Origin of the sequence: Pantoea sp. USHLN298 (genome assembly GCF_037149395.1) — a bacterium.
Classification (GTDB): domain Bacteria; phylum Pseudomonadota; class Gammaproteobacteria; order Enterobacterales; family Enterobacteriaceae; genus Pantoea; species Pantoea astica.
The window spans coordinates 186,084-204,517 of sequence record NZ_JBBCRO010000008.1 but is presented as its reverse complement, the minus strand read 5'-3'; the positions used below and the strand labels follow the sequence as shown (position 1 = coordinate 204,517).

The 18,434-nt window shown below is 59.3% G+C and carries 19 protein-coding genes; 9 read left to right on the top strand and 10 right to left on the bottom strand.

What is annotated here, in order from left to right:
• Window positions 1-18 precede the first annotated feature (18 nt).
• On the top strand, window positions 19-993 hold the full coding sequence (gene ghrB / locus WFK59_RS20120) for a glyoxylate/hydroxypyruvate reductase GhrB (RefSeq protein WP_233985757.1): 975 nt from the start codon (window positions 19-21) through the stop codon (window positions 991-993).
• An 81-nt stretch (window positions 994-1,074) separates the two neighbouring features.
• Complete coding sequence (locus tag WFK59_RS20115) at window positions 1,075-2,325, top strand: valine--pyruvate transaminase (RefSeq protein WP_336757021.1); 1,251 nt, start codon at window positions 1,075-1,077, stop codon at window positions 2,323-2,325.
• Here the strand turns inward: WFK59_RS20115 and WFK59_RS20110 are convergent.
• Window positions 2,322-3,773, bottom strand: coding sequence for an aminotransferase-like domain-containing protein (locus WFK59_RS20110; protein ID WP_233985755.1), 1,452 nt, complete (start codon window positions 3,771-3,773; stop codon window positions 2,322-2,324). The two genes, WFK59_RS20115 and WFK59_RS20110, sit on opposite strands and share 4 nt — an antisense overlap.
• A 227-nt stretch (window positions 3,774-4,000) precedes the next feature.
• Between WFK59_RS20110 and WFK59_RS20105 the strand changes: the two genes are divergently transcribed.
• The 6 genes from WFK59_RS20105 to WFK59_RS20080 are packed head-to-tail and all read left to right on the top strand — an operon-like array spanning window position 4,001 to window position 9,722.
• Window positions 4,001-5,467 carry a hypothetical protein gene (locus WFK59_RS20105; protein ID WP_336757020.1) on the top strand — a complete coding sequence of 489 codons (1,467 nt, stop codon included), beginning with the start codon at window positions 4,001-4,003 and terminating at the stop codon, window positions 5,465-5,467.
• A gap of 17 nt (window positions 5,468-5,484) precedes the next feature.
• Window positions 5,485-6,759: an ATP-grasp domain-containing protein gene (locus WFK59_RS20100; RefSeq protein ID WP_336757019.1), complete on the top strand. Its 1,275-nt coding sequence runs from the start codon at window positions 5,485-5,487 to the stop codon at window positions 6,757-6,759.
• Complete coding sequence (locus WFK59_RS20095; RefSeq protein ID WP_233985752.1) at window positions 6,747-7,454, top strand: class II glutamine amidotransferase; 708 nt, start codon at window positions 6,747-6,749, stop codon at window positions 7,452-7,454. Before WFK59_RS20100 ends, WFK59_RS20095 begins: the two co-directional genes overlap by 13 nt.
• A gap of 5 nt (window positions 7,455-7,459) precedes the next feature.
• Window positions 7,460-8,260: a 2OG-Fe(II)-dependent halogenase WelO5 family protein gene (locus WFK59_RS20090; RefSeq protein ID WP_336757017.1), complete on the top strand. Its 801-nt coding sequence runs from the start codon at window positions 7,460-7,462 to the stop codon at window positions 8,258-8,260.
• 29 nt (window positions 8,261-8,289) lie between these two features.
• Window positions 8,290-8,790, top strand: coding sequence for a YbaK/EbsC family protein (locus WFK59_RS20085; protein ID WP_233985750.1), 501 nt, complete (start codon window positions 8,290-8,292; stop codon window positions 8,788-8,790).
• Window positions 8,791-8,810: 20 nt separating this feature from the next.
• Window positions 8,811-9,722 (top strand): EamA family transporter, encoded by a 912-nt coding sequence (locus WFK59_RS20080; RefSeq protein ID WP_336757013.1) that lies wholly within the window; start codon window positions 8,811-8,813, stop codon window positions 9,720-9,722.
• 45 nt (window positions 9,723-9,767) lie between these two features.
• Here WFK59_RS20080 and ibpA read toward each other — a convergent pair whose 3' ends face one another.
• Window positions 9,768-10,184: a small heat shock chaperone IbpA gene (gene ibpA, locus WFK59_RS20075; RefSeq protein ID WP_046289498.1), complete on the bottom strand. Its 417-nt coding sequence runs from the start codon at window positions 10,182-10,184 to the stop codon at window positions 9,768-9,770.
• A 290-nt stretch (window positions 10,185-10,474) separates the two neighbouring features.
• On the opposite strand from ibpA, the gene WFK59_RS20070 reads away from it, so the two are divergent.
• The gene (locus WFK59_RS20070; protein ID WP_233985748.1) at window positions 10,475-10,846 is read left to right on the top strand and encodes a YceK/YidQ family lipoprotein; all 372 of its coding nucleotides are present in this window, start codon (window positions 10,475-10,477) and stop codon (window positions 10,844-10,846) included.
• Here the strand turns inward: WFK59_RS20070 and WFK59_RS20065 are convergent.
• The 8 genes from WFK59_RS20065 to WFK59_RS20030 form a co-directional block, all read right to left on the bottom strand.
• Window positions 10,818-12,080 (bottom strand): DUF3748 domain-containing protein, encoded by a 1,263-nt coding sequence (locus WFK59_RS20065; RefSeq protein ID WP_336757011.1) that lies wholly within the window; start codon window positions 12,078-12,080, stop codon window positions 10,818-10,820. The two genes, WFK59_RS20070 and WFK59_RS20065, sit on opposite strands and share 29 nt — an antisense overlap.
• Before the next feature lie 47 nt (window positions 12,081-12,127).
• Complete coding sequence (locus WFK59_RS20060) at window positions 12,128-13,450, bottom strand: MFS transporter (protein WP_336757010.1); 1,323 nt, start codon at window positions 13,448-13,450, stop codon at window positions 12,128-12,130.
• Between the two features lie 113 nt (window positions 13,451-13,563).
• Complete coding sequence (gene dgoD / locus WFK59_RS20055) at window positions 13,564-14,712, bottom strand: galactonate dehydratase (RefSeq protein ID WP_336757009.1); 1,149 nt, start codon at window positions 14,710-14,712, stop codon at window positions 13,564-13,566.
• Complete coding sequence (locus WFK59_RS20050; protein ID WP_233985744.1) at window positions 14,709-15,326, bottom strand: 2-dehydro-3-deoxy-6-phosphogalactonate aldolase; 618 nt, start codon at window positions 15,324-15,326, stop codon at window positions 14,709-14,711. Before WFK59_RS20050 ends, dgoD begins: the two co-directional genes overlap by 4 nt.
• Window positions 15,310-16,185 (bottom strand): 2-dehydro-3-deoxygalactonokinase, encoded by an 876-nt coding sequence (locus WFK59_RS20045; protein ID WP_336757008.1) that lies wholly within the window; start codon window positions 16,183-16,185, stop codon window positions 15,310-15,312. The genes WFK59_RS20050 and WFK59_RS20045 overlap by 17 nt, the downstream gene beginning before the upstream one ends.
• Window positions 16,182-16,880, bottom strand: coding sequence for a FadR/GntR family transcriptional regulator (locus WFK59_RS20040; protein WP_233985742.1), 699 nt, complete (start codon window positions 16,878-16,880; stop codon window positions 16,182-16,184). Before WFK59_RS20040 ends, WFK59_RS20045 begins: the two co-directional genes overlap by 4 nt.
• A 131-nt stretch (window positions 16,881-17,011) precedes the next feature.
• On the bottom strand, window positions 17,012-17,821 hold the full coding sequence (yidA, locus tag WFK59_RS20035; RefSeq protein WP_094119852.1) for a sugar-phosphatase: 810 nt from the start codon (window positions 17,819-17,821) through the stop codon (window positions 17,012-17,014).
• A 100-nt stretch (window positions 17,822-17,921) separates the two neighbouring features.
• Window positions 17,922-18,401 carry a YhcH/YjgK/YiaL family protein gene (locus tag WFK59_RS20030; RefSeq protein WP_336757005.1) on the bottom strand — a complete coding sequence of 160 codons (480 nt, stop codon included), beginning with the start codon at window positions 18,399-18,401 and terminating at the stop codon, window positions 17,922-17,924.
• Between the last annotated feature and the right edge of the window lie 33 nt (window positions 18,402-18,434).

Sequence of the window (18,434 nt, the reverse complement as noted above, 5' to 3'; positions counted from 1 at the left end):
ATGACCGGGAGCCACTGAATGAAACCCGCTGTGATTCTGTATAAAAAACTGCCTGATGATCTGCGCGCCCGCCTGGCGGCGCACGCTGAGATTACTGAAATCAGTGACCTGTCACCCGCCAGCCAGCAGCAGCACGCTGAGGCGCTGGCCCAGGCGGAAGGTCTGCTGGGCTCAGGAGGAAAAGTGAATGGCGAGCTGCTGGCGAAAATGCCAAAACTGCGCGCCTGCTCCAGCGTCTCTGTTGGCTATGACAATTTTGACGTCGACGCGCTGAACCAGCGCCACGTCGTGCTGATGCATACGCCGACCGTGCTGACCGAAACCGTTGCCGATACCATCATGGCGCTGGTGCTGAGCACCGCACGTCGGGTACCGGAACTGGATGCCTGGGTGAAAGCGGGCAACTGGCAGAAGAGTATCGGTCCGGAGCGCTTTGGCATCGATGTACACCATAAAACGCTGGGTATCCTCGGCATGGGTCGCATCGGGATGGCGCTGGCGCAGCGCGCCCACTTTGGTTTTGGCATGAAGATCCTCTACAACGCACGGCGGGAACATCAGGAGGCGCAGTCGCGGTTCGGCGCTGAACGCTGTGAGCTGGAGACGCTGCTGAAACAGAGTGATTTTGTCTGCATCAGCCTGCCGCTGACGGAACAGACTCACCACCTGATCGGGGCAGAGCAAATCGCCCTGATGAAGCCGGAAGCGGTGCTGATCAACGCCGGACGCGGACCGGTGGTGGATGAAAACGCACTGATCGCGGCCCTGCAGGCGGGAAAACTGCACGCCGCCGGGCTGGACGTGTTCGAGAAAGAGCCGCTGCCCACTGATTCGCCGCTGCTGTCGCTGCCTAACGTGGTGACGCTGCCGCACATCGGTTCCGCCACGCATGAAACCCGCTACGGCATGATGCTGGATGCGGTGGATAATCTGATCGCTGCGCTCAGCGGTCAGGTCGATAAAAACTGTGTTAACCCGCAGGCGCTGAAGTAATCCCTGCGCCTTTCCATTGCGCCCGCCGATGGCGGGCGTTATGGTGGACCCCCGATTCGCTATCACAAATTTTTAACCGCTATGTCCTTTTCTCAGTTCGGCGACAAATTTACCCAACATTCCGGCATCTCACGTCTGATGGAAGATATGGGCGCGGGCTTGCGCACGCCCGGCACCATCATGCTGGGTGGCGGCAATCCGGCGCAAATCCCGGCCATGAACGACTACTTTCAGCAACTGCTGCAGCAGATGCACGAGGAAGGCAAGCTCAGCGAGGCGCTCTGCAATTACGATGGCCCGCGTGGCAAAGCGACGCTGCTGGAGTCGCTGGCAGAGCTGCTGCGCGATCGGCTGGGCTGGCCCATCAGTGCGCAGAACATTGCGCTGACCAACGGCAGCCAGAGCGCCTTCTTCTATCTGTTTAACCTGTTCGCTGGTCGTCGGGCTGACGGCAGCAAAAAGCGCGTGCTGTTCCCGCTGGCACCGGAATATCTCGGCTATGCCGATGCCGGGCTGGAAGTGGGGATGTTCGTGTCGGCCAAACCGAACATTGAACTGCTGCCGGCTGGCCAGTTTAAATATCACGTCGATTTCGATCATCTGCCGATGAATGACGATATCGGACTGATCTGCGTGTCGCGTCCGACCAATCCGACCGGCAACGTGATCACTGACGATGAGCTGATGCAGCTCGATGCGCTGGCACAACAGCATGACGTCCCGCTGCTGATCGATAACGCTTATGGCGTGCCGTTTCCCGGCATCATCTTCAGTGAGGTTCGCCCGCTGTGGAATCCCAACATTATTCTCTGCATGAGCCTGTCGAAGCTCGGCCTGCCTGGCGCGCGCTGCGGCATTATCATCGCCGATGAGAAAACCATCGGCGCGCTGAGCAATATGAACGGCATCATCAGCCTGGCACCTGGCAGCATCGGACCGGCGATTGCCGGTGAAATGATCCGCCGGGGCGATCTGTTGCGCCTGTCGGAAGAGGTGATTAAGCCGTTTTATCAGCAGAAGGTGCAGCAGACGATCGCTATCCTGCGCCGCTATCTGTCGGAAGAGCGCTGCCTGATCCACAAACCGGAAGGGGCGATTTTCCTCTGGCTCTGGTTCCGCGATCTGCCGATCAGCACCGAAATGCTCTACCAGCGGCTCAAAGCGCGCGGCGTATTGATGGTGCCGGGCCACTTCTTCTTTCCGGGCCTGGAACATGAATGGCCGCACACCCATCAATGTATGCGCATGAACTACGTGCCGGATGCGGAGAACATCGAACGGGCGGTGCAGATTCTGGCCGAAGAGGTTGAAATCGCCTGGCGCGACGCCTAATCCTGCGGCCCGGTTAACGACAGCTGGCACCACTGCGCCAGCTGTTGTATCGCCTGCTCCACTTCCGCATTCCAGCCAAAACCGGCGTTGAGCCGGAAACAGTGATCGTAGCGCTGATCGGTGGCAAAAATATGGCCCGGCGCAATGCCGATGCCCGCATTGCGCGCTTTCAGAAACAGCGCGCGCACGTTCAGCGCCTGTGGCGGCATCTCTACCCATAACACATAGCCGCCTTCCGGTTCAGAAACCCGGGTTCCCGCCGGAAATTCCCGCAGCACCGACTGACGCATGGCGCTGATTTGCTGCGCCAGCTCACGCCGCAGTTTACGCAGATGTGCGTCGTAGCCGCCGCTGCGCAGCAGCTCGGCCACCGCCGCCTGCGACAGCACCGAGGTGCCCATGGTTGAGGTATATTTCAGCGAGGCGATTTTGCGCATGTAGTTAACGCTGTGTACCCAGCCGATGCGGATGCCGGGCGCCACGGTTTTGGAGAAGCCGCTACACAGAATGGCGTTTGGACTGAAGGCGCGCATCGGGAAAGGGCGACGTTCGCCAAAAGCGGTATCGCCAAAGATATCATCCTCAATGATCACCACATCGTTTTCATCCGCCTGCCGCGCGATATAGGCTTTCTGCTCGTTTGGGATGCTTTTGCCCAGCGGATTATTGATGTTGCACAGGGTCAGAAATACCCGCACCGCTTTGCGCTGAAACAGTCCGGTGAGCTTCGCGACATTCACATAGCCTTCCGGCCCGGCTTCGACTTCGATCACCCGCAGATTGAGGTTATGCAGCATCTGCAACAGCACGAAATAGCAGGGCGATTCGACCGCCACCACGTCGCCAGGCTGGGTGGTGGCGCGCAGCGACAGCGAGATCGCTTCAATGCAGCCGTTGGTGATCAGGATATCGTCAGTGCTGATATTGCAGCCGTAATCGACCGCCCGCCGGGCAATCTCCACTTTTAGCGGCGCATAGCCGGTGCCTTTGACGGTGTTACCGAGCAGCGCAGGTTTGCTGTAGCCCATCTGACGCATCAGTAAGCCGAGCTTCTTCACCGGATAGAGCGCGCTGTCGCCATTGGCCAGATCGAGCCGTACCCGGCAGTCGGAACCGAGCATCGCCAGATGCAGTTCAGTCTGTTCATCAAGCGGGGCGATGGCGCGCGGCTGTTCACTGACGGCGGGCAACTGAGGCGGCCGATGGCGCTGTGGTGCGACAAAAAAGCCCGATTTAGGCCGGGCCACGGCGTAGCGCTCATCCTCCAGCGTACGTAATGTTTTCAGGGCGGTGGTGAGGCTGACGTTATACTGCGTTGCCAGCGTCCGCACCGACGGCAGACGGCTGTCGGGTGCCAGCGTACCGGCATGAATAGCTTGCTTGATCTGTTCTGCTATCTGGCGGTAACGGCTGCTCTGACTCTCCTGTTCCCCGACAACTTCGGCCATCTGTTCCACCCCATATCGCGCTGATCTGTGCATATTCAACAGAGTACATTCAAAGTACTTTAGGCTGCATCTCTTAATTATTCATGACGCTAAACGGACCTCTCGCCAGGACTGGCGTGCGTCTGAGAGGTGTGCTGAGCGTGATCGTCATCCGCCCAGGCCGACCGCTGTGATCCCAGACGTTCAGGCCATTGAGTGATTCTATTCGCGTAAGGAAAAAGTGAAAAATGAATAATCTGACCACCATGATGAAGGAGATTGAAGCATACCTTTCGCCCGCCATCATCGACTCTGCTCAGCGCTGTTCTGCTCGTCTGCTGGCGGCGTTACCCGATCGGCAGCAGCTTGAAAATAATCGTGTCCTGCTCGCCTATGGCGGAGGAAAAGACAGCAGCTACATGGTGGCCTATGTTCGTTATATCCAGGGCATTCTCTGGCAACAGCGCGGGACTACCTTTCGCCTGCGCGTCAGCACCAACCGCCATGCGGCGATGAATGACAGCGTGATGGAGAACATCAACCGGGTTTATCAATCGCTGGCGATGCATGACGATCCGCTGGCGGAGTGTCTGGTGGTGGATGGCTTACAGATTCGCCCGTTTGCCCGGCATCTGCCGATGCCGGATGCCGTGCGGCAGCAGAATCGCAGCGATGTGCTGATGAACGGCCACCGGTTTCGCGCGGATGGGCGCTCCACATTCTGTAACGCCTGCAACCTCAGCATGGTGAACTCCTTTGGCCTGGCGGCGGATTACGACGGGGGTGTGGATGTGATCATCACTGGCGATTCACCCCAGGAACAGGCGGCCTATGTGGCCTGGGCGCGGCATCTGTCACGGCTGTTTGATGCGCCGGTGGCCGACAAAAGCCGCGGTTTCAGTGGTTTCCTGCAGACGCTGGATGGCGTCGCCGAACGCTATGGCAGCCGAATCTATGGTGCCGATCAACTGACACCGGCGCATCGCATCACCCATCAGCTGGCGCGCGATCCGCTGTTTTTCAATATCTATCAGGACACCGCCTATGAAGCGGGCGCGCACTGGGCGCTGCTCAGTGAATTTATGCGCTTCCGTTTTGATGAGCTGATGTTCAGCTTCTCCGAATCAGACTGCGGTAACCCGACCCTGATGGCCCACCTGCGCGGGCTGCGGGCGGAAACCCTGTTGCAGCGCAATTACGCCGAAGGCATCCGTGAATATGTGCGCTTTGCCCTTGGCTTAATGGTGCAGAAAGATTTTCCACCGTCGCTAATCGATGAAATGGCGGCGCGTTATCAGGATGATGCCGCGATCCAGCGCCAGCGCCAGCGGGCGGCGGCTTTCGCCGTCGAGGCGTTCGATCTCAGTGAAGAGCAGCTGGTCTGCATGATTTACTCGCCGTTTCTCGCTCAGGGACAACAGCTCGGCCACTGGCTGAGCCAGCAGCAACTGACGCTGGACGAGGCGGCAATCCGCGATCTGCTGGAGAACCGCAGCGACGATAGCGCGCTGGCGCAGCAGTTAACCCGGCTTTCCGGCATGACGCTGGCGCAGATGCGGCACTGCTGGCAGAGCCTGCCGGTCAGTTCGCTGCTGGACGGCAAAAGCGCCGATCCGCTGTCGCGCGTACTGCGTTTTGATCCCCACAAAGCAGTGATTCAGGTGAACAACGGTGTGCTGAACGATACCGTGACCGAAATCATTTCCGGGCGATAGTCCGGTAAGGCGAGGCGATGAAAAAGATTTTTCTGCAGATTGGCGCGACCCGTGACGGACAGAATCCCTACTGTGCGGTGGCGAAGCGCGAGGGATATTTTACCGTGCTGGCGGAGATGGGTGACTTTGTCGATTACCAGTCGCTGAGTCTGACGCTGCCGTTTGATCTGATCGTTCGCCTCGATCGGCCGGAAAATCCGTGGGAGGTGATGCAGGCCTATCTGCACGCCGGTTTGCTGTCGCATCCGCAGGTGGTGCTGGCTGGCTTTGAAGCCTACAACGCCAGTGCCGGACGGGTCCGGGAAATGCTGGCCGGACCCGATGCGCCCGCCGCGTTTATCCCGCTGGATAAATATGCACAGCGTATGGCGCTGAAAAAAGCCTGGCCCGCCTTTCCGCAGCCGGAGTTTCGCTTTTTCGCCTCGCCGCTCAGCATTCTGGATGCGAAAGAGGCGCTGATCTATCCCTGTGTGGTGAAACCGGTGGATGGCGGCGGCGGCCTGGGGATCTGGCTGATTGAGCGGGCTGAGCAGCTGTGCAGCGTAGTGAACAAGCTGGTTCAGACCATGAACTACGGCGGACGCGGCTTCAGCGGTTTTATTGTGGAAAGCGGATTAGCGGGCGATGAGTTTTCACTACAGGGCGTGGTGCATCAGGGACATCCGCAGGCGCTGACCTGCTGTCATAAGGTGATTGAGCAGCATCGTGACGCCGACGGCTGCGTCAGCTTCTGTGAGTCGGGGCATGTGGCGCTGGCCGCCGCCACGCTGCCGCCGTCGTTCACCAGCCTGATGGCCTTTTGCTGTGAAACCTTTGGCTATCGTCAGGGCGCTTTTCATATCGATTTCATTCTGGTGAACGGTATTCCGCACTTTCTGGAGATGGGCTTCCGCCTTTCCGGTATGGGCGTGGCGACGCTGGTGCAGGAGGCAACCGGCATCGACTGGGCAGAGGTGACCTTTGGCCTGGAGGCGGGCGCGGTGTTACCGGCCTTTGCCTTCACCGCGCCGCGGGCGGTGGGTCAGCTGCGGTTGCGGCAGCCGGCGCAGTTGCAGGCGGCTGAGCGCTGGATTGAGCAGCACCAGCAGGGCCAGCTGATGCCGACCCTCAGGCTGCCGACGCTGCAGGTGTCACCGCGATCGTCACTGTACGCCGATCTGACCCGTCACGCGGGCATTCTGGCGACCTTTTGCCTGACGGCGGCAGCGCGTGAGCCGATTCTGGCGGCCTTTCATCAGGTGATCGCCGCGCAGCCCGCGGCGGCAGGGAGAAATATTGTATGTGCAGAATGATTCTGGCGCATGGCCGGTTCGATAGCGCGGCGATTCTGGAAGCGGCGCGTGCCATGAGCTGCGGCGAGAGCGCCACTCATGATGGCCCGATTAAACAACATCCTAACGGCTGGGGCTGTCTGTGGCTGGAGAAGGGCGAGATCCGCACGCTACACGGCACCGGCGCATTCGCCGACGCGCTGCCGGGCATTGATGTCGATCGGCTGCGCAGCCGCTTTCTGGCGGTACATGTGCGCCACGCGACGCTGAGTAAAAATCAGGGGCTGGAATTTTCTCATCCGCTGTGGCGCAACAGCGCGGAACATTGCTGGTACATGATGCACAACGGCTACCTGCCGACGGTTTATCGCCAGCTTGGCCTGACGGAATCACGCTTCGATTCGGAAGAGTATCTGCGCTATCTGGTGGATCAGATCACCCCGGCCGATTTCACCCGCGACTACCTGCGGGCAAAAATGGCGCAGGTTGAGCCGGGCGGCAGCGCCGGCAATGCCATTGTGGTTACCCGCGACAAGGCCTGGGCGTGGCAGTGGCATCCCGACGATACGCCGTATCCCGACTATTTCACGATGCATTTTCGGCAACAGGACGATTGTACGCTGATCGCGTCTGAACCGGTGGCAATACCAGGCAGCGCTGGCAACTGGCGGCGCATGAACAATCATGAACTCTATGAAATACCGTTTAGGGAGTGAGAAACATGGCTATTTTCAATCAGTTCCGCGTGATTAATCCCAACATGTTTGTGGAGTCGACCTGGCTGGATGACATCGTGACGGCACGGGTGCCATTGCTGGTGCTGCGTAACTTCCTCACGCCGGACGTCCGCGAGTCGGTGGTGGCGGATCTCCAGCGCTGCCGGGAGAAGATTCGAGTCTCTCACTATCCCAACGGCGCGCTGACGACGCTGGGTCCTTATCTGGCAAAACACACGGCCGCGCCGGACAACTATTTTACGGAACTGCGCGATATTCAGCCGTCGCTGCCGCCGTCACTGAGCGTTCTGCGCGAACAGATCTACCACTGGGTGCAACATGCGCTGCGGCTGGAGAGCCTGCGCACCGCGCACGAGCCGGGCCGCGGTGACTATGCCGGTTCAATCGTGCGCTTTCATGCCAACGGCGTGGCGAATCCGCTGCATAACGACAACATCGTGCGCGATGCCGCCAGCAGCGGTCTGGTGGTGACGCAGATCCTGCATCAGCTCAGCTGCGTGGTCTGCCTGCAGGAGTGCAACGCGGGCGGCGCGCTGCGCATCTACAACAAAAAATGGTCGCCGGAGGATGAGCAGTTCAAAACGCCTGGTGAACTGGGCTACCGCAGCGGCGTGATCGCGGGCAGTGAAACCTGTGAGTTCTCGCCACGCAGCGGCGATATCTACCTGTTTAACCCCGCCTTTTATCACGAAATCGACCGGGTTGAAGGCGATACCCGCATCACTATGGGCTTCTTTTTCGGCCTGACCGATAAAAAAATGAAGCACGCTATCGCCTGGAGTTAATTCAGGTTGCGCCAGAGAAGGAGAGGGAAATGACGACGTTTGAAAAAATTATCGCGCTGCTGGATCAGCATCAGGCGAACTACCGCGTGGTGGAGCATGAGGCGGTGGGTCAGACCGATCTGATCAGTCAGATGCGCGGTAACGCGCTCAATCAGGCGGCCAAAGCGATGGTGCTGGAGGTCAGCATGCCGGAAGGCGCGGAAGCGCGTTACCTGCTGGCCATTGTGCCGGGCGACTGCCGGATCAATTTTAAAAGCGCGGCGCGCGCTATCGGTGGCAAGAAGTCCGCCTTCGCCGCGCCGGAGACGGCGCAGGCGCTGACCGACTGCGTCATGGGCGCGGTGCCGCCGTTTAGTTTTGATGACCGGCTGGCGCTGCGGGTCGATACGCGGCTGCAACAGGTCGGGACCTTGTGGTTTAACGCGGGCGCGCTGGAGAAGTCGATTGCGCTGGCAGTAGAGGACTATTTTCGCATTGTTGGTGACGACTGCTGTGTGGATATCGCGACGCCGGTGGCGGTCACCGCCTGAGGCGGCACAAGGAGTAACTGATGTCGGTAAAAGATATGCTGTTAGCGCTGTGCGTGGTGGTGGCGTGGGGCGTCAATTTTGTGGTGATTAAGCTGGGACTACAGGGGATGCCGCCTTTTTTGCTGGCCGGGCTGCGCTTCAGTCTGGTGGCGTTTCCCGCCATCTTCTTTGTGCGCCGTCCGCCTATTCCGCTGCGCTGGCTGGTGGTCTACGGCATGACCATCAGTTTTGGTCAGTTCGCGTTTCTGTTTCTGGCGATTAAGCTGGGAATGCCCGCCGGCCTGGCATCGCTGGTGCTGCAGGCGCAGGCGTTCTTTACGCTGCTGCTGGGCGCGTTGCTGCTGGCGGAGAAGCTGCGCTGGAATCACATCGCCGGGATTATTATCGCCACGCTGGGGATGTTTATGCTGGCCACAGCCGGTATGGCGGGCCAGACCACCGCTGGCATTACCCTGACGACGATGATGCTGACGCTGGCGGCGGCGCTGTCGTGGGGGCTGGGCAACATCACCAACAAGATCATTATGCGCAACCGCCAGGTGCCGATCATGTCGCTGGTGGTGTGGAGCGCGCTGGTGCCGATCGTCCCTTTCTTTGCCTGCTCGCTGCTGTTCGACGGCCAGGGCGCTATCCTCAACAGCCTGCTGCATATCGGACTACAGACGGTGCTGGCGCTATTCTATCTGGCGTTTGTCGCCACCATTATGGGCTATGCGATCTGGGGAAATTTACTCAGCCGCTATGAAACCTGGCGCGTCGCGCCGCTGTCGCTGCTGGTGCCGGTGGTGGGGATCGTAACCGCCGTGCTGGTGCTGGATGAGCACCTGTCGGGACAGCAGATGCTGGGTGCGACGGTGATTATCTTCGGACTGCTGGTGAACGTATTTGGCGGGGTAGTGGGCCAGCGTTTAGCGATGCGAACCCAATCCTGAAGGCAAAAAAAACGCCGCTGACGCGGCGTTTATTCTTTTCATCAATTATTTCAGAATCTCAATACGGCGTGGTTTCGCTTCTTCCGGGACCAGGCGTTCAAGATCGATGCTTAACAGACCGTTTTCCAGGCGGGCATCACGTACCACGATATGGTCGGCCAGCTGGAATTTACGCTCGAAATTACGTTCGGCGATACCCTGATACAGGTATTTACGCTCGGTCTGCTCTTCCGGATGGGCGCCCCGCACGATCAGCACGTTATCGTGGGCGGTGATCTCCAGTTCGCTCTGAGAGAAACCGGCTACCGCGATGGTGATGCGATAGTGGTTTTCATCGACCAACTCGACGTTGTACGGAGGATAGCCGCCGTTGCTCTGGTTTTGGTTCGCTTCGAGCAGGTTAAACAGGCGGTCAAAGCCGATGGCAGAACGATAAAGTGGAGAGAGATCAAAATTACGCATATTAAGACTCCTGAGTTTCAGCAAGTTTTGGCAACCTTCCACTACGGGACAGGCTGTATACGGCACCTCACTGTCCCTTGCGGCAACGGTGAGTGCGTCCGTAATCTAAAAATGGGTGCCGGACGTCAGATTTCAAGGGGGAAAAACGCAATTTTTTTCGCCAAATTGAGGAAATGACATACACTCAGGACTACCTTTGCCGGACCAGAACGGACATTGCCCCAGAGCGATGACGTTGTCTGGCAAGCCAACTCAGTCAGGCTTCTGCCGGGGCTGAAGGGATGATAATAATGAATTTGATGAAAACTTTACCGCTGGCGGGTGTCGTCTGCTGCGCCGTTGCGGCAAGCGGCTGCTCCAGCGTCATGTCACATACCGGTGCCAGTCAGGGCTACTATCCTGGCACGCGCGCCAGCGCCGACCTGCTGGTGGATGACGACACCAGCTGGGCACTGAAACCGCTGGCGCTGATCGATCTGCCTTTCTCCGCTGTGCTGGATACCTTGCTGCTGCCGTGGGACTACTATCGCAACGACAGTGACAGATCGATCGATTCTCCGCGTGAACGGGTATTGAAAAGCGAGAAGCTGGCGCATACCCAGGAACATCTGGCACAGGCCCAGCCGCTGCCGACTATGCAGCCACCGTCGCCGCAACCGTAAACAGCTGCCGCCAGCCGTTTACCTCTCGCATATAAGCAATCTGACGTCCATCGGGTGACCAGACCACTGCGTCGCCCGACGGAGCCGCTTCCGTTCTGTCGGTCAGCCGCTGGCACTGTCCATCGGCGATCTTACATCGCATCACGCTGTTATCGCAGACAAAAGCGATCGCCTCACCGCTGGGGTGCCAGCTAAACGCCGACTGAATGCTGTGGCTCAGCCGGGTGATCTGGCGCGGTTCGCCGCCGTTGGGCGACACGCTCCACAGCTGGATCACCTGCTGCCGGTCCGCCATCAGAAAAGCGATCTGGCTGCCGTCCGGCGCGGCGCGCAGCCAGTGGCGCGGTTGCAGCGCCAACCCGTTGCTGACCGTCAGACGACGCTGCTGCACGCCAGCCGGCGGTGCAGGAAGCTGCCGCTCACTGCCCTCCAGCGGCGCGTCGCCCGCCCGGGCGTAATCCTCCAGCGCCGCCGGCAGATCGACAATAAACACCTCCGGCCGCTTTTCTCCCTGCGCGTTCAGCGTGTCACCAATAAAGGCAATGGCCCAGCGCTGCCAGCTGCCGTCGGGTTTCTGATAACCGCGATCGCCAACCCAGCACTCTTCATAAGCGCGATTAATCTGGTCGCTGCCGGGAAGAGGCTGCGGATGGGTCGAGCTGACCAGCAGGCAAAAATAGCTGCCGTCATATTCGCGCGGATGCTGCTTCACCGGCCTGACCGCGCCCAGCGGCACAGCAATGCCGACGTTACGCAAATCCTGATGGCTATCCCATTCATGCATCACATGATCGTTGTAGGTAAAGCTGAGGCGCGATCCATCCGGACTGAAGACATGGACGTGCGATCCGCCGCGCAGTGCGCCGGGCGTGAAAGGGGGCGTGATATCGCAGGCATCCAGGTTGACCGCCTCGCCGTTCTGAACGATCACCCCACGCCGATGGTGAAAGTCATAGTGCCAGGTGGCGTCGGGATGTTCCGGCCCGTGAATGCAGACATAGCGCGGCGGCAGATCGGGGCTGACGGTGACCACACCGACATGCGCACCGTGCTGCGCCTGATAGAGCACCTCCACCTCACCGGTCATGACATTGACCCGCTCAATGGTCTGGCTGGTAAACGACGCGCCGGACGGACGGAGATCAAACGCCAGCCACTGGCTGTCGGCGGTCCAGACATTGATATTGGTAAGCTGATGCTGGCGGGCAGCAAAGGTGATCTGTTTTTCGCGCATGGGGGCAACCTGATAAAAATGTTGCCCCACACGCTACGCCAAACGGGCTAAAGATGCAGCTTCGATTTCACCTCACTGATTACCCGTTCCTCACCCTCGACGGTTTTTTTTCGTCCCAGCAGCAGACCCAGCAGGCCACCCAGTACCAGCGCGCCCGCCACAATCAGCAAACCATCATGGTAACTGTGGGTGGCATCTTTAATGCGGCCCATGATCGGCGGAAAACCGAGGCCGGCGATGTTCGCCACGGCATTGATCAGGGCGATAGAGGCGGCCCCGGCGACGCCGGAGATGGTTTCGGTGGTGACCGCCCAGAAGACCGGCGTGATTGCCCAGTTAAGGCCCACCATCAGTACCAGCAGGCCATAGGCCAGCCACTGCTGCGAGACCGCCATCGCGCCCAGCAAAAGCAGGCCCGCGGCAATCAGCGGCAATCCCAGATGGCGCGCGCGTTCGCCGGTTTTGTCGGAATGCCGGCCGTTAAAATACATAAACAGACAGGCAAACAGGAACGGTACCGCCGACAGCAGGCTGACCATCAGGTTACTGCGCTCCTCCGCCACGCCCTTGACGATCAGCGGCAGGAACAGCGTGACGCCGATGGTGCCAAACGCCTGCAACAGCCACAGCAGGCTGAGCGCCCAGACGCGGCCACTTTTCAGCGCCACCCGCCAGTTATGGTGGTGAATCGCAGAATGTTTCTCGTCACGTTCAATGGTCTGTTGCAGCCAGCTACGCTGCTCGCCGGAGAGCCAGCGTGCTTTGGCCGGTGAATCGTCGAGATAAAACCAGGTCACAATCCCAAGGAAGAAAGCGGGAATGCCTTCCAGCAGGAACAGCCAGCGCCAGCCCTCCACGCCTAACATCCCGTGCATGTTCAGCAGGCTGCCGGAGAGCGGCAGGCCAATCACCGACGCCAGCGCCGCACCGATATAGAACATCGACATGGCGCGTGCGCGATCGCTGCGCGGATACCAGCAGGAGAGATAGAAGATAATGCCGGGCGTAAAGCCCGCTTCTGCCGCTCCGAGCAGAAAGCGCATCACATAAAGCTGGGTGGGCGTCTGGACCAGGCTCATGCCGGCGGCGATGATGCCCCAGCTCACCATGATGCGGGCGATCCAGCGCCGTGCGCCCACCCGCGTCAGCAGCACGTTACTCGGCACTTCGAAGATGATGTAGGTGACGTAAAAAATACCGGCGGCGATGCCGTACATCTCGGCGGTCATCGCCAGATCGGCATTCATCTGGAGCGCGGCGACGGAAATATTGGCACGGTCGATATAGGCAATCAGATAGAGCAGCATGATAAACGGCATGATGCGCCGGTTCATTTTTTTCACGGTACTCAGATGCAGATGTTCACTCATCGGGAGATCCTCACGTAGGGTATAGCGGACCCGGATCCCGCATCACGCGGGACCTGGCGAGTGTTTCTTATTATGGGGTGAAGCGGGTGGCGACTACGGTAAAGCGGCGAAGGTTACCATTCGGCAACGGCGCCATCGGCGTGCCGCCACACCGGGTTGCGCCAGTCAGGTGCGTCGCGGCTGCGTTCGATCACCAGCGCTTCATCGATCTCGACTCCGAGACCCGGCTTCATCAGTGGGGCAAAGCTGCCCGTGTGCATGGCGAAATCCGCTTTATTCACTACGTAATCAAGCAGTTCTGCGCCCTGATTATAGTGAATGCCCATGCTCTGTTCCTGGAATACGGCGTTATGCGATACGAAATCAACCTGCAGACAGGCGGCCAGCGCCAGCGGACCGAGCGGGCAGTGAGGCGCCAGCCCGACGTCATACGCTTCCGCCATCGCCGCAATTTTTACGCATTCCGTGATGCCGCCAGCATGGGAAAGATCGGGCTGCACGATGGCCAGTCCGCCCGCTGCCAGCACCCGCTTAAACTCGAAGCGGGAGTACATGCGTTCGCCAGCGGCAATCGGAAGGTGGGTTTGCGCGGCAAGACGGGGATAGTATTCTGCCTGTTCGGCCAGCACCGGCTCTTCAATAAACAGCGGACGATAAGGCTCCAGCTCTTTGATCAATATTTTCGCCATCGGCGCACTGACCCGGCCATGAAAATCGAGACCAAACTCAATCTGGTTACCGAACACTTCGCGGATTTGCGCCACGGTATTAACCGCCTCATCCACCGCACGGCTGTTATCGATCAGGCTCATCTCGGCGCAGCCGTTGAGCTTGAAGGTGTCGATGCCGATGGCGCGCAGCGTTTCAATACCGGCAATCACCTCAGCGGGACGATCGCCGCCCACCCAGCTGTAGGCCTTCATCCGGTCACGTACCTGCCCGCCGAGCAGCTGCCAGACCGGCACGCCCAGCGTTTTGCCTTTGATATCCCATAACGCCTGATCGATACCGGCGATGGCGCTCATCAGGATCGGGCCGCCGCGATAGAAACCGCCCCGGTACATCACCTGCCACAAGTCGTTAATGCGCGCCGGGTCCTGGCCGATCAGATAATCACCCAGTTCCTGTACCGCCGCTTCGACGCTGCGCGCCCGGCCTTCAATCACCGGCTCGCCCCAGCCGCATACGCCCTCATCGGTTTCAATCTTCAGGAACATCCAGCGCGGCGGCAGGCGATAAGTGGTGAGTTTAGTAATTTTCATCGTACGGCGTCCTTATAAGCAGCAACAAAAGCCTGGGCTTTTTCTACAGTGCGCGACAGCGGCTGACCGGCGCGGTACAAATCGCTGCCCAGTCCGGCACCGACGCAGCCGACCGCCAGATAGTCCGCCAGGTTTTCAGGCGTTACTCCGCCGACGGCGAACAGCGGGACTTCCGGCGGCAACACGGCTTTGATCGCCCTGATATAGGCCGGACCAAAGGCCGAGGCCGGGAAAATTTTCAGTGCCTGCGCACCGGCGTTCAGCGCGGTGAATGCCTCACTGGCGGTGGCACAGCCGATCGCCGTCCAGATCTGCTGTCTGACCGCCCCGGCGATCACCTCTGCATCGGTATTCGGCGTCACAATCAGGCGGCCGCCCGCCGCCGCGACGGCATTGACCTGAGCGACATTCAGCACCGTTCCGGCACCGATCAGCGCCCGATCGCCAAATTGACGCACCATCTGCGGCAGGGTCTGTTGCCAGTCGGGTGAGTTGAGCGGCACTTCAATCGCGTCAAAACCCGCCTCAATCAGGGCGCTGATGTGTGCTTCGGCTTCGTCCGGCCTGATGCCGCGCAGAATGGCAATCAGCGGCAGGTTAAAGGGTAAGGTCATCGATAATTCTCCTTATTCCATGCTGGAAGGCGCGATCGCCCTCCAGCCATTGCAGCGGGATATCCAGCAGGGCAAACGCCGCCTGATAACGCCGGGCCAGCGACTCGCTGGCAATCAGCGTCACCGGACCGCTCAGCGTCGGGGACACCTGCTGGCTGGCGACTTCATGGCCGATCAGTAAACCGGAGAGAAAATCGCTGACCGACTCGGGGGCCAGCGCGCCCAGCAGATGCTGCGCCCGCACTTCAAACAGTCGCGCCAGCAGGGACAGATCGTTGATGCCGGTTTCCAGCCCGCGCTGAAAGGCCGCCGCATCCGGCTGCTGTGGCGGTAAACCGGCGCCGATCAGGGCGTGGTTCAGCAGCAGATGATGCAGTTCGCCGGTCATCAGAGTGCGGAAATCGGTGACGTAACGTCCTTCACATTGCACCCATTTGGAATGGGTGCCGGGCATCACGATCAGTTCCGCCGGTGCCAGCGTTTGCGCCCCCAGCAGCTGGGTCTCTTCACCGCGCATCACGTTGTGATTATCGCGGCGGCTGACGCTTAATCCCGGCACGATCCAGCGCTTTTCACCGGCCACGGTCAGCTGCGCCGCGAGGGTGTCCAGCGCCTGTGGGCAGGAAAGATAAGGCGCGGGCAGCCAGCCGGCGTTGCTGCCCACCATGCCCGCCATCACTACCGGCACCGCATCCACCGGCCAGTGCTGAGTGATTTCGTCAAATACCTGCTGGTGGCTGCGGCCGTTTAAGCGCGTCACGCCTGATTCAGATTGTCGGCTCTCCAGGCACTCACCGTCGCGGTAATACCAGGCGCGCAGGTTGGTCGAGCCCCAGTCGAGCGCGATATAGTGACTCACACGATCTCCTTCAGGCGTTGGGTTGAACTGGCGATCATGGCGCGTGCCGCCGCTTCTGCGGCGTCAGCATCCTGATGACGAATGGCATCGAACAGGTTCTGATGTTCACGCAGGGTTTGCGGCATGTTGTCGCGATCGGCGCGGTAGGTGCGGGCAAACACTGCTTTCTGTAGCTGAACCAGCGCGATGCTGAGCTGTTGCAGAATGGGATTGTGCACAGAGGCCAGCAGCGCCTCGTGGTAGCGCATATCGGCCTCGTTAAAGGCATCACGATCGTCGTGCCAGGCGATCATATCGTTGAGCGCCTGCTCGATACCGGCTAAATCCTGTGAGGTCGCGCGTTCGGCTGACCAGCGCGCCAGCTGTGGCTCGACCAGCACCCGCACATCGTTCATCGCGGCGATGAGCTTCGGGTCGTGATTGTGCTTTAACGACCATTGCAGCACGTCGCTGTCGAGGAAGTTCCACTGCTGATGCGGAGTGACAAAGGCGCCGCGGTAACGCTTAATTTCAATCAGGCGTTTCGCGGTCAGGGAGCGATAGACTTCGCGGATGATATTACGGGAGGTAGCGAACCGTTCGCACAGGTCCGCCTCGGCGGGCAAAGGCTGGCCTGCCGCAAACTGGCCGGAGACAATCTCTTCGCCCAGCGTTAAAAGAATCCGATCGGTTTTGCTGACATCCTGCTTTTCCACTGTCTGTGTTCCTTTGCCCGGCCCATGCCTGAGCAAAAATTGTAGTACCACCTATCAAGGTTGTACTACAATCCTGATCACAAAACAGACAATCTGTTGCGCTGTAGCCTGTCAGCAACAAAACGGACGATTTACAGTACCAGCTCTTCAATCGCGTGTGCGACGCCATCTTCCATATTGGTTTTGGTCACGAACTGGGCGATTTTCTTAACCGAATCAATGGCATTACCCATCGCTACTCCGGTGCCGGCATACTCAATCATCGCCAGATCGTTTTCCTGATCGCCAATCGCCATCACTTCTTCCTGCTTCAGCCCAAGTTTCTCCGCCAGCATTTTTACGCCCTGGCCCTTGTTAACCCGGCGATCAAGAATTTCGAGGTAGTAAGGCGCACTCTTCAGGATGGTGTAGGTCTGGCGCGCCTGTTCAGGCAGACGGGCAATCGCCGCGTCCAGCAGAGCAGGGCGATCGATCATCATCAGTTTGGGAAAACGGGTGGCGCGATCCATCTCGTCAACGGCGCGGTAGCGCACCGGAATCCCGGTCAGGCTCGCTTCGTGGATGGTGTATTCACTGATGTCTTTGTTCGGCGTATAGAGGTGAGATTTGTCGAAGGCCTGGAAATGCACGCCCAGCTCACGCGCCAGCTGCTCAATGTAGAGATAGTCGTCAAAGGTCAGCGTCACTTCCGCCACGCATTCACCGTCTTCGGCCTGATGGACCAGCGCACCGTTGTTACTGATCGCATACTGCCCCGGCGTCTGCATATCCAGCTCCATCAGATAGCGCTGGATACCGACAAACGGCCGGCCGGTGGTCAGTACAATCGAAACCCCTTGCTGGCGGGCGCGATCCAGGGCGGATTTCACGCCCGGCGTGATTTCGTGTTGCGGATTAAGCAGGGTGCCATCCATGTCGATAGCGATCAATTTAATAGCCATAGGGTCCTCGTTGCGTCTGGGTTTTACTCAATGCTAGCGCGATTCAGCTCACATTGACCAGTTTAGTGGCAAGCGATGACAAATGACTGACACCCGGAGCTTAGCCGGTAAAGAGATCGCGGTGGATTTTAATCACGGCTTTTCGGATGCGGGCTGGTTCGGCGGGCGCGCAGCAGGGCCGATGCACGTCGTGCGGGAAAAACAGCGCAAACATACCGGGCGTCAGGGTGATCATCGATTCGTTCAGCGTCTGCTGATAAAAAACCACGTCGCGCTGCTGGGCAAAATCTTCGGTCACCTGCTGATCCGGATGCGCCCGGGCCACGCCGATATTTTCAGTGCCTTCAAGCAGATACTGGATATCGATGTAGCTAAAATGGGACTCAGCCTTACGCGCACTGGCCGGCTCGGTCATCATCTCCTGCACCAGACAGAACATTTTATCGTCCGGCAGAATGGCATATTTGCCGGTTTCGAGCTGGCTGAAATCGGTCTCAGCAATCCAGCTTATCGCCTGGTCAACCACCGGATGAAAGGCGTGACGTTCTCTGGCCCAATCGCGACGATCGCAAATAATCATGGTTTAACTCCCTGTCAGAACAGAATAGTGCGC

Excerpts from the sequence above, each read along its gene's own strand:
- ghrB (WP_233985757.1), top strand. The coding sequence starts at position 19 with ATGAAACCCGCTGTGATTCTGTATAAAAAACTGCCTGATGATCTGCGC.
- WFK59_RS20115 (WP_336757021.1), top strand. The coding sequence starts at position 1,075 with ATGTCCTTTTCTCAGTTCGGCGACAAATTTACCCAACATTCCGGCATC.
- WFK59_RS20110 (WP_233985755.1), bottom strand. The coding sequence starts at position 3,773 with ATGGCCGAAGTTGTCGGGGAACAGGAGAGTCAGAGCAGCCGTTACCGC.
- WFK59_RS20105 (WP_336757020.1), top strand. The coding sequence starts at position 4,001 with ATGAATAATCTGACCACCATGATGAAGGAGATTGAAGCATACCTTTCG.
- WFK59_RS20100 (WP_336757019.1), top strand. The coding sequence starts at position 5,485 with ATGAAAAAGATTTTTCTGCAGATTGGCGCGACCCGTGACGGACAGAAT.
- WFK59_RS20095 (WP_233985752.1), top strand. The coding sequence starts at position 6,747 with ATGTGCAGAATGATTCTGGCGCATGGCCGGTTCGATAGCGCGGCGATT.
- WFK59_RS20090 (WP_336757017.1), top strand. The coding sequence starts at position 7,460 with ATGGCTATTTTCAATCAGTTCCGCGTGATTAATCCCAACATGTTTGTG.
- WFK59_RS20085 (WP_233985750.1), top strand. The coding sequence starts at position 8,290 with ATGACGACGTTTGAAAAAATTATCGCGCTGCTGGATCAGCATCAGGCG.
- WFK59_RS20080 (WP_336757013.1), top strand. The coding sequence starts at position 8,811 with ATGTCGGTAAAAGATATGCTGTTAGCGCTGTGCGTGGTGGTGGCGTGG.
- ibpA (WP_046289498.1), bottom strand. The coding sequence starts at position 10,184 with ATGCGTAATTTTGATCTCTCTCCACTTTATCGTTCTGCCATCGGCTTT.
- WFK59_RS20070 (WP_233985748.1), top strand. The coding sequence starts at position 10,475 with ATGAATTTGATGAAAACTTTACCGCTGGCGGGTGTCGTCTGCTGCGCC.
- WFK59_RS20065 (WP_336757011.1), bottom strand. The coding sequence starts at position 12,080 with ATGCGCGAAAAACAGATCACCTTTGCTGCCCGCCAGCATCAGCTTACC.
- WFK59_RS20060 (WP_336757010.1), bottom strand. The coding sequence starts at position 13,450 with ATGAGTGAACATCTGCATCTGAGTACCGTGAAAAAAATGAACCGGCGC.
- dgoD (WP_336757009.1), bottom strand. The coding sequence starts at position 14,712 with ATGAAAATTACTAAACTCACCACTTATCGCCTGCCGCCGCGCTGGATG.
- WFK59_RS20050 (WP_233985744.1), bottom strand. The coding sequence starts at position 15,326 with ATGACCTTACCCTTTAACCTGCCGCTGATTGCCATTCTGCGCGGCATC.
- yidA (WP_094119852.1), bottom strand. The coding sequence starts at position 17,821 with ATGGCTATTAAATTGATCGCTATCGACATGGATGGCACCCTGCTTAAT.
- WFK59_RS20030 (WP_336757005.1), bottom strand. The coding sequence starts at position 18,401 with ATGATTATTTGCGATCGTCGCGATTGGGCCAGAGAACGTCACGCCTTT.